This window comes from Staphylococcus haemolyticus (assembly GCF_006094395.1).
Lineage (GTDB): Bacteria > Bacillota > Bacilli > Staphylococcales > Staphylococcaceae > Staphylococcus > Staphylococcus haemolyticus.
The window spans coordinates 238,488-255,706 of record NZ_CP035291.1 but is presented as its reverse complement, the minus strand read 5'-3'; the positions used below and the strand labels follow the sequence as shown (position 1 = coordinate 255,706).

Here is a 17,219-nt window from a genome sequence, read left to right as displayed (position 1 = left end):
TGCGATCATTCGATTTTCCAAACATTTAATACCTTAATTACTTAAGTGATGTGGTGAATAATTAATTGCAATCAATGCGACCACAACACATAATCCGCCTATCATAATGTGCAATGTGAAAGGTTCACCTAACCCTATAATTGAAAAAATGGTTGAAAATAAGGGCACTAAAAATAGAAAACTGCTCGAAATCGTAGCACCTCGTAAATTTAAACTGCTAAACCATAATCCAAATGATCCAATAGACGCAGGAAACACAAGCCACCAAAACCATACCCATCCCCAACCATTCAATTGTCCAATGTGATAGCGCTCTCCTAACAATTGGCTAATCAAGAACATGATGATGCCACCAAATAATAGCTGCCATCCCGTTAATACCCAGGCGCCTTTATCAAACTTAAATTGCTTAGTCACGACAGTATTACATGACCAACATAGTGAACCAAGTAATGCGACACACGCGCCCCACCCTAGCAATGAACGGTCTAACCCTAGACATATCGTAACCCCAATCACACCAATCACGAGTGCAACCACTTTAATCATTGTTAAACGCTCTTTCAGTATAAAATGCGCAAGAACAGCTAACCATAATGGATTGGTAAACAGTAAAACGGCAGACATTGAAGAGGATACACCCAATGACATTGCTATATTTAATAATCCCATTGTTCCAGCCGTTTGTAATAAACCGATTGTAGCGACAAATATAAAGCCTTTATAACTATTATGATCAATTGATGGTAATACATATTTAACGCCCCTTTTCAAAAATAAAACCAATAAGATAATGAATCCCGCGATGGTAAAACGCCATCCGCCTAGTAACATAGGTGGCACGTGTTCAATTGAGATGAGGTACTTCCCAGTTGGAAAAGAAGAGCCCATACATATGGTCGTCAAAATGATACATATATAGAAATATAAGTACGAACGTTGATGTAAATTCATAGATGTCATCTCCAGGTCATATATTAAAGATAATTAAGATATTCTTTATCTTTAATTAGTATTATAATGCACCCTTTCTATTTTTCAATCCTAATATATAAAAAATTTATATTATATTTTATAATAAAAGAAACGTTTATCATTGGAGGACTGTTATGAAATTATCTATAGGATGGGAACAAGCCGTCTATGTTCTCTTAATGCTGAATCTACTATCAGAACATAGCGTGATGACCTCTACTGCTTTAAGTGATCGTTTAAATGTTTCAGATTCTTATTTAAAGAAGATTATTAAAGCTCTTGTTAAAGAAGGTCTCGTTAATTCTTCTACGGGCAAAAATGGTGGCTTTTCTTTAAATAAGCCTTTAAATCAAATCACATTTTATGATGTTTTTCTAGCAATTGAAGGTCGAGACGCGATCTTTTCTAGTCAGCAATTATTGAAGCCCTTCTTAGGTGAAAAGGAAGGTCAAAGAGCAGAAATGTGCGTAGTTAGTAATGCTTTAAATAAAATTGAAGCTACTCTAATTTCAACATTAAATTCTATTACGCTAGATGAAGTCAATCAAAACATCGTCACAAAATATCGTCTAAATGATTTAAACCAATGGGCCTTAACAAATAGCAAAACACTGTAATTCAAGCCTTCTGGATGTCTAACTTCAGACAACCCGAAGGCTACTTTTTATAACTACTTTGACAAAAATAAAGGTCTTTTTGACTAATATACTTGTCAAAATGACAAAGATAATGTAACGTAATAGCCAAGGAGTTGATAAATATTGCGAAATCGTCTTAAAGAATTACGTGCTCGCGATGGCTTCAATCAAACACAACTCGCTAAACAAGCCGGTATCTCACGGCAAACAGTTTCTTTGATTGAACGGAATGATTTTATGCCGTCCATTTTAACAGCCGTTAAAATTGCGCGTATATTCAATGAACCAGTTGAAAATGTCTTTATATTTGAGGAGGGAGATTTATGAAAGTAAAACGCTATCTTCTATTACTTGTACTTGGTGGCATTATTGGTGGTTTTGTGGGTTCTTCAATGGGAAGTATTAATACTTTTCTATCAAATGTTAATTTTGCACATATCCATTTTGGGTTAATCACTTGTATCATTGCATCGCTAATTATCATTGGTCTTACATTTTATTTGTGGAAAGTTCAAAAAGATGCGCTTAAATTTAAAAATCAAAGTCTCAATTCGATTGAAGATGATGATGCTGATTTATTCGAAAAGAAATCCAACTTAAACTTCAATAAATCTAGTATCATCGCATATATTCAATTAATTATAAGTTTTGTTGCGCTTTTATTAATCGTCTTTGGCCATGGTTCAAATATTGATGTATTGTACGCTATCATCCCTTATATGTTGACCATCATACCTTCAATAATGCTAGGCTTTTTCAATCGTCGTTTCGATTCACGTTATCCTAAAATAGGAGAAAAAAATTATACTGAAAAAACCTTAGCACTATTGGATGAAGGTGAACGTCATATCGCTATAGTAAGTATGTATAAAAATTACGGAGTAAACTTAGCACTATTAATGTTCGCAATTATATTTTTAGGTATCTTCTCTATTGATACTGGCTCAAATCAAACATTAGGGATACTATTCTTAATCATTATTTTCGCATACAACAGCTTAGGTTATATGTTAAAAGTACGTAAATTTTACAAATCTTAGTTATTTATTAATTAATCTATATTATGATAAAAGTAACTAATCTTTAATTGAATTAAATCTAATACTAATCAACAGAAAGAGAGGATTACTATGGAACATCTATTGCAAGTGCAACATCTCAACAAGTCTTATAAGAAATCGAATTTCTATTTGAAAGATATTTCTTTAACACTTCAACCTGGCGAAGTTATTGGTTTAATTGGTAAGAATGGTTCAGGTAAATCAACATTGATTAATACATTAGTTGGTAACCGTTTTAAAGATTCTGGAGATATTTCATTTTTTGATCAAGTTGTCTCAGATAAGGATTATGCATACAAAGAGCATATTGGCGTTGTATTTGATGACTTACGTGTGCCTGATAAACTCGAAATTAAAGATATGGATAAAGTTTTTGCGAATATTTTCAAAACATGGAACAGTGATCGTTTCTTTGAAGTCATTCAGCGTTTCGAATTACCAACTAACGCACAAATTAAGACGTTCTCAAGAGGAATGCGTATGAAAGCAGCCTTAGCCATGGCTCTAGCGCATGATACAAAATTACTCATACTGGACGAAGCAACTGCTGGTATGGACGTATCAGGACGTGAAGAAGTCATTGAAATGTTGGAAGACTATATTTCTGAGGGGAATGACATACTCATTTCATCTCATATTTCCGAAGATATAGAACATTTAGCTACAAAATTAGTCTTTATGCGTGATGGTGAAATTGTACTTCAAGAAAGCAAGGAAGAATTGTTAAATCAATATGGTATTGTCGAAGTTGATGAGCATGTTGATTTAGACATTCCACAAGACATCATCATTGCATCAAGAGTGAGACAAGGTCAACGCCAAATCTTAATCAAGGATTGGTCTAGTGTAACGAACGCTCACCCACTTAGCACTATTGATGACGCAACAAAATTAATTATGAGAGGTGATAAATAATGAAAGGTCTAATTTTAAGTAGTTTCTATGCATCTAAAAAGTCACTTATCACATATTTAATTGTAGCCATTGTAGCAAGTTTCTTATTCGCTTTTATAAATCCAGCAATGGCATGTTTCTTACCAATGATTTTCTTATTGTCACCAGTGACGGATAACTTAAAGCGAGAAAAAGATTCTAAATGGATGTATTATATTTCAACATTGCCAACACATCGAAGTGCTTATATTAAAAGCTATTTCGCATTTTATGGCATACTCATCTTTATCGGATTAATTATTGGTTTAATTGCAGTATTAGCGATACATCAGAATTTAATGTTAACACTTATTTCAGGTTTAGTAGGTATTGGCGCTGCAGGCACATACGCTATCATGTTCCCGTTAACATTTAAATTTGGTCCTGAAAATTCAAATGTCATCATGATTTCAACATCGGTTATCGTTCTTATTTTATTCTTTATTACTTACTTTGGTGTTATTATGTCTGCCATTGTACGTTCAGGTTCATTCTCTGATTTAGGAACAAATCCTACAGATATCCTTTTCATTAGTCTATATGCAATACTTGGTTTGATTTGTTTAGTGGCTTCTTATTTCATTTCAATAGCCATTTTCAACAAACAAGAACTGTAATTTTGAATCATAACATAGTTTAATATATTAATACTGGTTCTAAACACGAGGCATCAACTGCTATCAAGTGTTTAGAACCTTTTTCGTCTCTATTCTTACATGCGTCATTCCATCATTATAGGGTATGGATTACTAAAAGCTTTTAACAAAGGAGACCTCATCTTATGGATATTCAAGCTATCGAACACTATTTAAATATAGATGCATCAAAATATAATGAACCTTCACTTGAAGCGCTCAATTATTACAATAAACGCTATATGTTGACGGTTCCTTTTGAAAATATCAATGTCCAAAATGGCGTACCTATATCTGTAGAAATTAATGATTTGTATGATAAATTGATCAATCAGCAACGAGGTGGTTTCTGTTACGAAATGAATCATTTCTTTGGGACTTACCTTGAAGAAAAAGGCTTTACCGTATATCGTATGTCTGCGACTGTTGAACAGCCTAATGGCAATCGCAGTCCAGAAGGTTCACACATGTCACTTGTTGTTCCAATTAATGATGTAAATTATGTTGCAGATGTAGGCTTCGGTGACTTACCTTTACAGGCCTTACCTATTACAAATATAGATCCAACTCATCCAGTTACAGATATTACAGGTGAATTCCGAGCAATTTCAGAGCATGAAGGAACTTATAGCATTCAGAAACTCGAAGACGATAGTTGGATCACACGTTACGAGGCTCGCTTCCAACCTAAGCAAATAGAAGATTTTGAAGATATGATTCAATATAATTCACAACATCCAGATTCTATTTTTGTACAACAACTTATCGTTACTCAACCACAATCATACGGACGTGCTACGATGTCCTTACAACATCTAACGCTAAGTAAACAGGATGGTAAAAATAAATATGATGTAACTTCAGATAACTACCGAAATATTTTAAAAGAATACTTTAATCTTGATGTTAAAATCAAACCACTCGAAGCATAATTTAATATGACCAACATGTGAGTTAATCTAGGTTTAAGAGGTGTAATTATGACTAATATAGAAATTATCGGTGCCAAACAAAATAACTTAAAAAATATAAATGTAACGATTCCAAAGCATCAATTAACAGTATTTACAGGTCGTTCAGGCTCGGGGAAGTCTTCCCTCGTCTTCAATACTGTAGCTGCAGAATCTGAAAGATTGTTAAATGAAACATATTCAAGTTATGTGCAACATCAACTGACACAATATGAAAAACCAGACGTCGATCAAATTAAGCATCTTCCTGTCGCAATGATTATTAATCAGAAACGTCTTGGCGGTAACTCTCGTTCAACTGTAGGTACAATTTCTGACATTTACGCGTCTGTCCGACTGCTATGGTCACGTATTGGCGAACCATTTGTCGGTTATTCAGATATCTTTTCTTTCAATAATCCTAAAGGTATGTGTCAAACATGTTCAGGACTAGGCTATGTTGAAGATATTGATTTAAATGAATTGCTTGATTATGATAAATCACTTAATGAGGATGCAATTAAATTCCCTTCATTTAGACCTGATAGTTGGCGAGGTAAACGTTATTTATATACAGGTTTATTTGATAATGATAAGAAATTAAAAGATTATACGAATGAAGAAATGGATACGTTTTTATACACCGAACCAACTAAATTAAAGAATCCACCGTCAAATTGGCCTAGAACTGCCAAATTTGAAGGATTAATTCATCGATTCCGCCGTTCATTTTTACTTAATGATAATTTCGAAAAGAAACGTTTTAAAGAAGATATTGACCGAGTGGTATCGAAACATGATTGTCCTGATTGTCATGGTCAACGTCTTAATGACACTGTATTAAGCTGTAAAATCAATGGCTTAAATATTGCAGAATTCACAAACCTACAAATTGATGAGGCGTTAGCCTTTTTAAGAAAAATAAAATCAGACAAAGCCCGTGTGATTATAGAGCCACTTAAGAAACAACTAGAAGCATTAAGTTATATTGGGTTGAATTATTTAACACTAGCGCGAGAAACAACTTCACTATCTGGTGGTGAGTCACAACGTATTAAACTCATTCGTCACCTTAATAGTCCTTTAAGCGACTTAATCTATATTATTGATGAACCAAGTGTCGGACTACATCCAGAGGATATTCAGCGTATCAACGATATCATTCAATCCTTAAAAGATAAGGGCAACACAGTCCTCGTTGTAGAACATGATCCAGATGTTATAAAGACCGCTGATCATATTATTGATTTAGGACCTTTAGCAGGCAAAAATGGTGGTGAAATTACATTTACTGGCTCTTATAATGAATTACTCAGTTCCGACACAAGTACTGGTCAAGCGTTGAACCGACAGCATCAACTTAAAAAAACGCCACGTAAATCGAAAGACATGCTTCAAATTGCTAATATTAGTCGCAATAACTTACAAAATGTCTCAACTAAACTACCTAAGCATGCAATGACTGTTGTTACAGGTGTTGCAGGTTCAGGTAAAAGTTCACTCATCACTGCAGGATTTGAACGTGAACAAGAGGCTATCTTTATTGACCAGAAACCTGTCCATGCATCAAATCGTTCTAATCTACTTACTTATTTAGATATCTTTGATGATGTACGTAGTTTCTTTAGTCAACATACTGGTCTTAAGAAGAGTATGTTCAGCTATAATTCAGAAGGTGCCTGTCCGGAATGTCATGGTAAAGGTGTTTTAAAAACGGAACTTGCATTTATGCCAGACTTTTCACAAATATGTGAATTATGTGGTGGTACAAGATATCGTCCAGAAGTGTTAGAAGCTAAAGTAGAAGGTTATTCTATTGCGGATATTTTAGCATTAACCGTGGATGAAGCCATTGAGAAATTTAGCGACAGTCCAGGTATTATACGACCGCTTCAAGCATTAGCGGATACAGGATTAAACTATATGACTCTCGGACAATCATTAGATACCCTTTCAGGTGGTGAAATTCAACGTGTGAAACTAAGCCGTTACCTGACACAAGATGTGACCGATAAGATCTTTATCTTTGATGAGCCAACAACTGGGCTACATGAAGATGATTTGCCAATTCTAATCGATTGCTTTAACCATCTTATTGAAAGAGGCAATACGGTTATCTTGATTGAACATAATTTAACGATGATGACTCAGGCGGATTGGTTAATTGATATTGGGCCTTATGCTGGAGATAAAGGTGGCCAATTACTTTACGCGGGTGAACCTGAAGGCATCTTTGACATCGACAATTCCATAACCGCTAAACATTTAAAACGATATATTGGCCAATAAATAAACTAAACAAATATCCCCACATGCTAATTCGTCATGTGGGGGTGAATTTTATCTACACTTATAGTAACTTGTGTTGGTGCAACAATTCTTCGATATAGGTACCTTTTATTTTCTTCAAGAAAGCGTTAAGAGCGAGTTTCTGTATTTTGTTATGTTCTGAGAGTTCTGATAGATTTTTACCATCATTAAGTTCATATAAGGCATCCATCAATATACGAAGGTCGAATTCTGTTGCAACCACTTCAGGGACACCTCTATCTATGTCCAATAATTGGTATACTGCTTCCATAGCAGTCCTTACCGAATATTCAGTGGTAAATACAGTATCTCTTTCTGTTTCTGCAAAATTACCAATAAAGGCTATGTTGCGAGCATTTTCAGGCACGACAAGTGGTCTGTCTCCAATGGATCTAGGCATAAAATAAGAACAGATATATGGCATATAGACTGGTATCGTATTACATTGCGTTTTAGCGAGGTCTTCAATTTGATTGATAGGAACGCCCATATGATATAACCATTCTTGGCAAATTTCATTTCCACTGCATTCAGTGATAGGTTTATGGATGTAATCCCCGTTTACGTTTGAGTATAATGCATAGATCCAAACGCTCACCTCGTCTTCGGGTTGGCTTTTAAATTGTTGTTGACGATTAACAGTAAAACTCATTTGCCATTTAGAATCATTAACAGTAACAATACCACCTGTCACTGTCTTGCCGGCTAGAGGGTCTCGTTTACAAATTTGCTCGATTGTATTAATAATTGTCATGTTATTTGTCGTCGCGGTTGCTGATACAAACCAACTTTTGTCTGGTAAACGATGATAGAACTTTTCGGGACAACCAAACTCAGGGCTCTGTTTGGCAAGATTACGCCATAACGTCCAACTACCACCGATTTCTTTTGTAGGGGGTGCGGGTGTGTTGTTATCTCCATAAGTTGAACTTTCAGTGATACTACCATTTGTAACAAATACTAAATCATCTGGCGTTAGAGGAATGATATCATCTTTACCTGAACGCTTAAGTTGTATTTCACGCGCAACCTTCTCTTTTGTTGTGATATCTACTTTTATATTCAACACTTGAACATCATATTGAAATTGCACACCGTGGGACTCTAAGTAAGCAATCATCGGAAGAACTAGTGATTCATATTGATTATATTTGGTGAACTTAAGGGCACTGAAATCTGCTAATCCTCCAATATGATGTACAAAGCGCATTAAATATCGACGCATCTCCATTGCAGAATGCCATGGCTCAAATGCGAACATCGTTTTCCAATAGATCCAGAAATTCGAATGCAAAAAGTCATTTGAGAAGACATCCGTAATCTTCACGTCGTTTAATGTCTCTTCTTTCATTAAACATAAATGAATGATTTCTTTAATGGCTTGTGGCGTCAAAGTAAAATCACCATCAGTAGATAACTGATGCCCCCTTTTCTCAATAACACGACAACGTGAGTAATTAGGATCTTCTTTATTTAACCAATAAAACTCATCTAGAACAGAAGCATTATCCATTTCAAGTGACGGGATGGAGCGAAATAAATCCCACAAACATTCGAAATGGTTCTCCATTTCTCTTCCACCTCTCACAACATAGCCTTTCAAAGGAAGTTCATCTCCATCTAAACTTCCACCAGGTTTAGATAATTCTTCTAAAACATGGATTTTTGACCCATCCATTTGTCCGTCTCTAATCAAGAAACATGCAGCAGCTAGAGATGCTAATCCGGAACCAATAAGATAAGCTGATTTAACCTCTACATTTTCTGGTTTTTTAGGACGTGCAAATGCTTCATAATTTCCATTACTATAGTACATACGTATCACTTCCCAAGTTTTCATAGTTTTTAATTTTTAGATTGAAAAGTAGTAAACTATAAGTAATCTTAAAGAAATTAATCTACCCTTCGATAGTATTATAAAATGACGAGGGGCAAGAATTGTGCGTCACTTATGTGTGTTTGTAACATAAGCGACATTTTATTCAAACTGTCCGATATGAGGAGTGATTAAGTTGAACAAACAAGATTTACGCGTCCAAAAAACACATCAAGCCCTAATTACTTCATTTTCTGATTTACTACAAACTAAATCTTTTGAACAAATAACGGTTCAAGACTTATGTGCAAAAGCAAATGTACGACGATCAACCTTTTATCGTCATTTTAATGATAAGTATGACTTGTTAAATCATGTTGTCGGCACGTTGATTGATCATTTTAGAGAGCTATATTTACCCGACATTAATCCCGACAACCCACGACATTTTTTTGAGAAATTGATGAGAGATGCTTTGACATTTATTCACGATAATAAAGGCATTGTCCGTAGCGTTATAACACTCAATTTTTACGGCGAAGTTTATACTATTTTTTATGAACAAATCTATAAAGCAGTTCAAAAGCAAATTGAATTTGATCGACAGAGTGGTCAATTTTATGTAGATGTAACAATATATGGAGAATTTTTAACTGGAGGTATTTTGAGCGTCATCACGAATTGGATTCAACATGGACAACAGCAATCGATTGATAAAGTGACGAAAGAAATTGTTAATATGATATGTGGCGCAAGAGAAGTACATTTGAAGAAACTGAGCTAAAACGCCTTTATTAAAGATATTCATTATTTGAAAAATGTCGCCAAGATGAAAACTTAGCGACATTTTTTCTAATTTAATTTATTGATTTAGAACCATTTCCATTTTTTATCAGCAGCTACACGTGGATACTGACTGCCTGGTAAGAAGTCCCTATAATAATGAACATAAACTTTGCCTTTACTATTGATAGCCAGATGCCATTTGGATTTGTCTTTAGGGACAACATCATATAAATCTTTTTTTACATGATATTTCTTGCCATCTATCTCATGGTCTCCTTCAGTTAACACTTTCTTATATTCATATTTTTGACGATATTGTTTAATGATTTGATTACCTATTCTATTTCTATTGTACTTCGCATTTACATCACCAAAGGGTTTCACATTCATTATTGTTTCATTTAGACGTAATTGATCTTGCTTATTTGTTAGTGCAATGTTATAACCCTTATTACTTGTACCTGTCTTTAAGCCATCTGTACCAGGTAAATATAGTGGTTGTCCTTTTAAAGATAGATTCGTACTTTTAAAAGTATTTCCTCTTTGAGTATCCCGTGGCAACTTAGATATTTGTAATATCTGAGGATACTTCTTAATTAACGCTTGCATTAAAAGGTTCATATCTTTAGCGGTACTTTTAGGGAAATCTTGTTTTTTAAATTTTGAAGGTGCATATTGATCTAACAAACTATTTTGCGTACCTGCCGGATTGACAAAGTTTGTATTAGTCATATTAAACGATTTAGCTTGTTGATTCATTTTATTAGTAAATGTATTATTATCGCCACTTACTTTCTCACCTAATATCATTGCTGCGGCATTACTTGATGCTAAAGTGGTTTGTTTAATTAATTCTTCAATAGTATACGTTTGACCTTGTTTCAATGATACTGATGATAGGTTTGGTAGGTTGGACATGGTAGCATACTTATTTGTAATTTTCACTTTGTCATTGAGCTTTAACTTCCCATTCTCAATCGCTTCATAAGTTAAATATAAGGTCATCATTTTAGACATAGAAGCAGGGTCAACCTGATTATTTCCCCGGTAATTATATAGAATTTGCCCTTGATCAGTAGTAAGCATGACACCACTAGGCTGATATTTCGTACTAATACTACTATTCTTTTCTTTATTAGCAATAGTTACTGGCGATTCACTCGCATCACTTATCGAAGTATGTAATAACGAAATCGTAGTGATAATACCTATTCCTTTTACAAATTTACCAAACAAAATATCCCCTACTTTTTTTAATATTAATAATGTTGCACAATACCTTTTATAACAATATTATAGGAATAATACAACTACATTCAAAATCATAATCCCTTAACTATATTGTTGTTACTTACTATACATTTTGATATCAATCAAACTTTGCCTGCTTTTAATGAAAAATTGAAACTCTGAGAACTACCATAATGCAATTCTCAGAGTTCGACTAATTATTTATAACCTTTCTCACCTTTAAAATAACTACGATCTTCTTTGCTATAAACTTTGTCTGAATCTACAAATGGTTTCAACTTGTATTTAAAGTCATATAGATTCAAACCATCGATAGCAACACGGTCTTGATAAACGCTATCTTCACCAATATCAGTAAAATTATTCGGACCTACCCCAGCTAAGAATTTAAATCCTGCTTTATTCTCTAGGTACTGATAACCTGCTGAACCTCTATCTTGCGCACCATGAGGGAAAATAAATAAGTCCGTTTTACCAATAATTGGCGTTACTTCTTTCTTCCAACGTTCTGTATCCTTCACAATACGATCATATGAACTATTTGCAAAATCAATGTGCCCCCAAGAATGACTTGCGAATGTCCAACCATCGCGTTTCATTGCATTTGCAACTTTTATCGCTTGTTCTTTACGTTTAGAGTAGTCTTTACTATCCAACTCATTCGTGCGATATCCGAGTACCCCATTGTATCCAGTTAAACCAACTACACCTTTTTGTCCATTCAATGAAAAATCTGGATGTTCTTTTACGAAACGATTTAGAATCGGAACAATATCATTCGATTCACTTTGAGTAAACTTACCATCTTTACCTTTCGTTTGAGATACAACATGATTATATTTGTCTAATACTAAACGATCTGCATAACCATTTTCTCTCATATATTCATAATAATTCATATCATCTATTGATAAGATTAACGGTTTCTTTCCTTTAGGCAACTTAAGTGATTTCTTTTTAATAGGTTTAGAATTGAAATCATATGCATCATGTGGATCAATCAATATGTAATGATGCTTATATAATTCATCAAGTGAGCGTTTAAATTCTTCAACGGTAATCATCCAATCATTATTGCCTTTGGCTTGATTCGCTTCACCAGTAAACGCCACTTTAGGATCCGTAATTAAAGGATGGAAGAAGATATGTGCTACATCACCCTTATATTCAACCCAATCATTTTGACCAGAACTACGCTTTTTCGCATAAATATTCTCTTCTTTATTATGCGTTTCTTCTTTAGCTTTTTTCTCATGCGTTTGCGATGTCGATTGACAAGCACATAAAACAATGGCTATTAAAACAGTGAATACACTCAACAAATATTTTTTAATCATGTATTGGCTCCTTTATGTAAGAAAGTGATTTTATGCCTATCACTAAATATTATATAACATTTTTATACTATGCATAACATATCATTTCTAACTTAACGGAATTTTTACATGAAATTAATTTTATTCAGTATTAAATTATTTGTTTCTTCTTTTCGCGAGAAATTTCATACTTACATTAACTACAACCGCTAAAACGATTAAGCTTTTCAATATTAATTCATAATAAGTTATATAATCGACAAATAGACTTTTTAAGAAAGTATTAATTAAGAAAACAGCTTATGGTGCACTTTATGATGTGTACTATAAGCTGTTTTTAATTATTTTTTAATTTTAAAAATGAACGATTGAGGTGGAATGATATTTAATACTGCTTACTTGCATATAAATAGTTTTTATCATGCTATTCGGTATCGCCAAATATGTAATTATATATGTCTTGTGAGACTTGTTCGAAGTTATCGACGTTAAGTGATAGGTAGAATTTGAGTTTAGGTTCTGTACCTGATGGTCTCAAAGCAATAAATCCTTCTTTAAAGATAATTCGAATCACATTTGCTTGTGGTAATGATATTGCTTCTTCCGTGTTGTCTTCTTTATAAATGCGTTTCAATGTCTCATAATCTTCTATTGCAATGACTTTTAATCCTGCAATGACATCAGGAATATTACGTCTTAATTTATCCATTAAAGCGTTAATTTGTTGTTGTCCTTCTATACCTTCAAAGACTTTAGACATCGGTTTATCCCGATATAGACCTACTTCTCTATGAATCTCTTTTAATGCGTCATGTAGTGTTTTTCCTTCATTTTTCAAAATAGAAGCATACTTAATAATTAATGGAACGATTTGAATGGCGTCCTTGTCTCGCACGAAATCATCGGCTAAATAGCCATAGCTTTCTTCATAGGCAAATAAAAATGATTCTGTATCATCTAACTCACGAATGGCTTTAGCAATATGTTTAAAGCCGATTAAGACTTCCTTCACAGTCACCCCATGTTGTTGAGCAAGACGTTTACCTAACTCGCCACTTACAATAGATTGAATAACAAACGAATGATTCGGCACATTCGTGTATTCGAGCAGATATTTAATGAGTAATGCGCCAATTTCACTACCACCAAAGTAATATGTTTGACCATCTGCATTTCGTTCTACAAATCCCATGCGATCGACGTCTGGATCTGTTGCAATAACAAGGTTAGCCTCCAAGTCGTGTGCCTGTTGAATTGCTAAATCAAAGGCTTCTCGCTCTTCGGGGTTCGCACTTTTAACGGAACTGAAATTTGGATCTAGCTCACATTGCGATTTGACTAAACTTACATTCTGAAAATTAAGATGCTTTAAAACATCAGGAATAATCGGCACACCAGTACCATGCAAACTTGTATATACGACCTTCAAATCAGATTGTGGAATATCACCTGTAAGATTTGTAAGTTCATTTATGTAACTATCATAAACCGATTCTGGTAAATCAAAGGTGTTCTTCTCAATAAGTTCTTGATTTAAGTTAATATTCAACTTAAGTGGATTACCTAAATTATTGATATATTGAGCAACTTCTAATGAAGTACCCTCATCTAATTGCGCACCATCTGCACCATAAACTTTAATGCCGTTATAATCTTTAGGGTTATGACTTGCTGTAATCATGATACCGGCAGATGTTTGCAAGTATCGGACAGCAAAAGATAGTTGTGGCGTTGTTTTATATACATCTGCCAGATAAACTTTGATGCCATTCGAAGTCAAAATTTGCGTAATAATATGCGCGAATTCTGAAGATAAATGACGAATATCATAGTGAATGACAATTGAAGGATTATCTTCTTTATCTTTTAAGTAATTAGCAATTCCTAATGCCAGACGTTGTATGGTATAGCGATTTAAACGACCTGGACCAAGTCCAAACTGGCCACGAATACCTGCAGTACCAAATGCTAATTCAGTTTCAAATCCTTGTTCTTGAAACGTCGTGGTCTGGCTATCATAGAATGATGCTACAAGACTGTCATCTTTATATTTCATCCAATTGTCTTTCATCATATACTCCTTTCATACTTATGCGGATGTCTTATTATTCTATTACAGTATACTGGATATTCGAAAAAGTTTCATTGGATTAGAAAATAAGCATTACTTAGTAATCATTTATGCTAGACGAATTAAACTTGCAATAAGTTACTAATAGTGATATAATACATTCATAAATTAATTCCATTGGCAACACCAAACCCCTCACTAGGTGGATAGTGAGGGGTTTTATGGTGTGTTAGACGATGTCGCTTATTTCTTTATTACTTACTGAAATTGATAGCTTTCATGACCTTTCGCAAAAGCTTCAACGGTATAAATCATTGAACCACCTTCTGAGCCATTCTCAATGTCATTGGTACAAATGAGCAATTGATTTGTTCCAGGAATAAATTGTGGATGTGTTGAACGTAACATTTTACCTTCATCACGCCCTGGCATTAAGATTTGACCAATAGGATAGCCACGTTTGTTGAAGACTAGAACACGCCCTTGTCCATACATTGCTACGTATAAATTATCATCGCTATCAATACATACTGAGTCTGGTCCTTCATGGCCAGTAAAGTAATATGGAATCGTTGCGCCAAACGGTGCAATTGTCACGCCATCGTCCTCTAATTGAATACGATGAAGTCGGTTTGTCGTCGTTTCTGTAACCCATAGTACTTTTTCATCCGTACTTAAAGCTACACCATTCGCTACTGAAATATTCTGAATGACTGGGGTCACTGTCTTGAAGTCAGGCGAAACATAGTAGACGCCACCTTTAGGATTTGTAGAATAACCTCTGAAATCAGTGAAATAGAAACCACCTTTACTATCAAAGACCATGTCATCAATACAATATTCAGTGTTGAGTTCCAAAATGATTTCTTCAAATTGTTCACCATGTTCATTTGTGGCGAAGATACCACCTGTTGACTCGAAATCGCCTAAATAACAAGTGAATAAACGTCCATCTTTATGTATTTTAACTGCAGCTGGATTTTGTTTTGTTGATTGAAACGCTGTTGAGACCTCTTTTGTGTCTATGTCGACTTTAAAGATTTTACCACCAAACACTTCACATAAAAATAAATTATGATCTCTATCAAAGATAAGACCTTCAAGTTGAAGTCCTTCATCTGAAATTTTTAACCAAGGTTCTGCCGTTACCGTTTGTAATTCGCTTTCAGAAATAATAGGTACTGCACTTTTTGATGCCCCAGTATATGTTAATTTTGGTAAAGATTGATTTGTCATAATTAACAATTCCTCCCTTTTCGAAAAGTATAATCTTAATTCATTATAATCCTTTACTTCACTTTCTACTTATCGTACTACATGTAATCGTTTTCAAAAAGTAATTGTACTTCTAACATAGGTCTGTTGCCCTATTTTCAAAACCGAAATATTGAAAGTTATTGTAAATTTGGTAAAATAATATAATGTTGATTTTTATAAAAAGATAAATTAATGAATAACTAAATGATACGGCTTGCCTTTACGATAAATAAATTTTTAGAGGAGAATTAGAAAATGGATTATAGAGTGTTATTATATTACAAATACACAACAATTGATGACCCTGAAACATTTGCAGCTGAGCACTTAGAATTCTGCAAATCAAACAATTTAAAAGGTAGAATTTTAGTTTCTACAGAAGGTATCAATGGTACATTATCAGGTACGAAAGAAGATACTGATAAATATATCGAACATATGCATTCAGATGAGCGTTTCGCAGATATGACGTTCAAAATTGATGAAGCTGAAGGCCATGCCTTCAAAAAAATGCACGTACGTCCAAGAAATGAAATCGTTGCTTTAGGTTTAGAAGACGATGTTGATCCACGTGTTACAACTGGTAAATATTATTCACCTAGCGAATTTAAAGAAGCACTAGAAGATGAAGATACTGTCATCTTAGATGCTCGTAATGACTATGAATTTGATTTAGGTCACTTTCGTGGTGCCATTCGCCCTGATATCACACGTTTCAGAGACTTACCAGACTGGATTCGTGAGAACAAAGATCAATTAGATGGTAAAAACATCGTAACTTATTGTACAGGTGGTATTCGTTGCGAAAAATTCTCTGGTTGGTTAGTTAAAGAAGGCTTCGAAAATGTAGGACAACTACACGGTGGTATCGCAACTTACGGTAAAGACCCTGAAACTAAAGGTCAATATTGGGACGGTAAAATGTACGTCTTCGATGAACGTATTAGCGTTGACGTTAACCAAGTTGAGAAAACAGTTATCGGTAAAGAACACTTTGACGGTACACCTTGCGAACGATATATTAACTGTTCAAATCCTGAATGTAACAAGCAAATTCTTGTTTCAGAAGAAAATGAAGACAAATATCTTGGTGCTTGTTCATATGACTGTGCCAAACATGAACGTAACCGTTATGTAGCTAAAAACAACATTAGCGATGAAGAATGGAATCGTCGTTTAGAAAACTTTAAAGACGTTCCAGAACATGCACATGCTTAATA

Annotated in this window: 15 protein-coding genes; 9 read left to right on the top strand and 6 right to left on the bottom strand. The window is 34.2% G+C overall.

Annotated elements, in window-relative coordinates:
• Positions 1 to 33: 33 nt before the first annotated feature.
• Complete coding sequence (locus EQ029_RS01185) at positions 34 to 954, bottom strand: DMT family transporter (protein ID WP_033079778.1); 921 nt, start codon at positions 952 to 954, stop codon at positions 34 to 36.
• A gap of 155 nt (positions 955 to 1,109) precedes the next feature.
• Between EQ029_RS01185 and EQ029_RS01180 the strand changes: the two genes are divergently transcribed.
• The 7 genes from EQ029_RS01180 to EQ029_RS01150 all read left to right on the top strand — a co-directional run bounded on the left by EQ029_RS01180 (position 1,110) and on the right by EQ029_RS01150 (position 7,481).
• The gene (locus EQ029_RS01180) at positions 1,110 to 1,592 is read left to right on the top strand and encodes an RrF2 family transcriptional regulator (RefSeq protein WP_057504700.1); all 483 of its coding nucleotides are present in this window, start codon (positions 1,110 to 1,112) and stop codon (positions 1,590 to 1,592) included.
• Between the two features lie 144 nt (positions 1,593 to 1,736).
• Positions 1,737 to 1,940, top strand: a complete 204-nt coding sequence (locus EQ029_RS01175; protein WP_011274640.1) for a helix-turn-helix transcriptional regulator — start codon at positions 1,737 to 1,739, stop codon at positions 1,938 to 1,940.
• The gene (locus EQ029_RS01170) at positions 1,937 to 2,653 is read left to right on the top strand and encodes a DUF3169 family protein (RefSeq protein WP_057504699.1); all 717 of its coding nucleotides are present in this window, start codon (positions 1,937 to 1,939) and stop codon (positions 2,651 to 2,653) included. The genes EQ029_RS01175 and EQ029_RS01170 overlap by 4 nt, the downstream gene beginning before the upstream one ends.
• 90 nt (positions 2,654 to 2,743) lie before the next feature.
• Positions 2,744 to 3,589 carry an ABC transporter ATP-binding protein gene (locus tag EQ029_RS01165; RefSeq protein ID WP_057504698.1) on the top strand — a complete coding sequence of 282 codons (846 nt, stop codon included), beginning with the start codon at positions 2,744 to 2,746 and terminating at the stop codon, positions 3,587 to 3,589.
• Positions 3,589 to 4,224 carry an ABC-2 transporter permease gene (locus EQ029_RS01160; protein WP_016930604.1) on the top strand — a complete coding sequence of 212 codons (636 nt, stop codon included), beginning with the start codon at positions 3,589 to 3,591 and terminating at the stop codon, positions 4,222 to 4,224. Before EQ029_RS01165 ends, EQ029_RS01160 begins: the two co-directional genes overlap by 1 nt.
• A 164-nt stretch (positions 4,225 to 4,388) precedes the next feature.
• Positions 4,389 to 5,174: an arylamine N-acetyltransferase family protein gene (locus EQ029_RS01155; protein WP_057504697.1), complete on the top strand. Its 786-nt coding sequence runs from the start codon at positions 4,389 to 4,391 to the stop codon at positions 5,172 to 5,174.
• A gap of 48 nt (positions 5,175 to 5,222) precedes the next feature.
• A complete protein-coding gene (locus EQ029_RS01150) occupies positions 5,223 to 7,481 on the top strand; it encodes an ATP-binding cassette domain-containing protein (RefSeq protein WP_057504696.1) in 2,259 nt (752 codons plus the stop codon).
• 61 nt (positions 7,482 to 7,542) lie between these two features.
• On the opposite strand, the gene EQ029_RS01145 is transcribed toward EQ029_RS01150, so the two are convergent.
• On the bottom strand, positions 7,543 to 9,318 hold the full coding sequence (locus EQ029_RS01145; protein ID WP_053030667.1) for an oleate hydratase: 1,776 nt from the start codon (positions 9,316 to 9,318) through the stop codon (positions 7,543 to 7,545).
• Between the two features lie 196 nt (positions 9,319 to 9,514).
• On the opposite strand from EQ029_RS01145, the gene EQ029_RS01140 reads away from it, so the two are divergent.
• Positions 9,515 to 10,102, top strand: a complete 588-nt coding sequence (locus EQ029_RS01140) for a TetR/AcrR family transcriptional regulator (protein ID WP_033079780.1) — start codon at positions 9,515 to 9,517, stop codon at positions 10,100 to 10,102.
• Positions 10,103 to 10,188: 86 nt separating this feature from the next.
• Here EQ029_RS01140 and pbp4 read toward each other — a convergent pair whose 3' ends face one another.
• From pbp4 to EQ029_RS01120, 4 genes are all read right to left on the bottom strand, one after another.
• Positions 10,189 to 11,340, bottom strand: coding sequence for a penicillin-binding protein PBP4 (gene pbp4, locus EQ029_RS01135; RefSeq protein WP_033079781.1), 1,152 nt, complete (start codon positions 11,338 to 11,340; stop codon positions 10,189 to 10,191).
• 212 nt (positions 11,341 to 11,552) lie between these two features.
• Positions 11,553 to 12,692 (bottom strand): polysaccharide deacetylase family protein, encoded by a 1,140-nt coding sequence (locus EQ029_RS01130; protein ID WP_033079782.1) that lies wholly within the window; start codon positions 12,690 to 12,692, stop codon positions 11,553 to 11,555.
• A gap of 403 nt (positions 12,693 to 13,095) precedes the next feature.
• Entirely contained in the window at positions 13,096 to 14,742 is a 1,647-nt protein-coding gene (locus EQ029_RS01125) for a phospho-sugar mutase (protein WP_057504695.1), read from the bottom strand.
• 258 nt (positions 14,743 to 15,000) lie between these two features.
• Entirely contained in the window at positions 15,001 to 15,978 is a 978-nt protein-coding gene (locus EQ029_RS01120) for an SMP-30/gluconolactonase/LRE family protein (RefSeq protein WP_057504694.1), read from the bottom strand.
• 276 nt (positions 15,979 to 16,254) lie between these two features.
• On the opposite strand from EQ029_RS01120, the gene trhO reads away from it, so the two are divergent.
• Entirely contained in the window at positions 16,255 to 17,217 is a 963-nt protein-coding gene (trhO, locus tag EQ029_RS01115; protein ID WP_011274628.1) for an oxygen-dependent tRNA uridine(34) hydroxylase TrhO, read from the top strand.
• Positions 17,218 to 17,219: the final 2 nt, after the last annotated feature.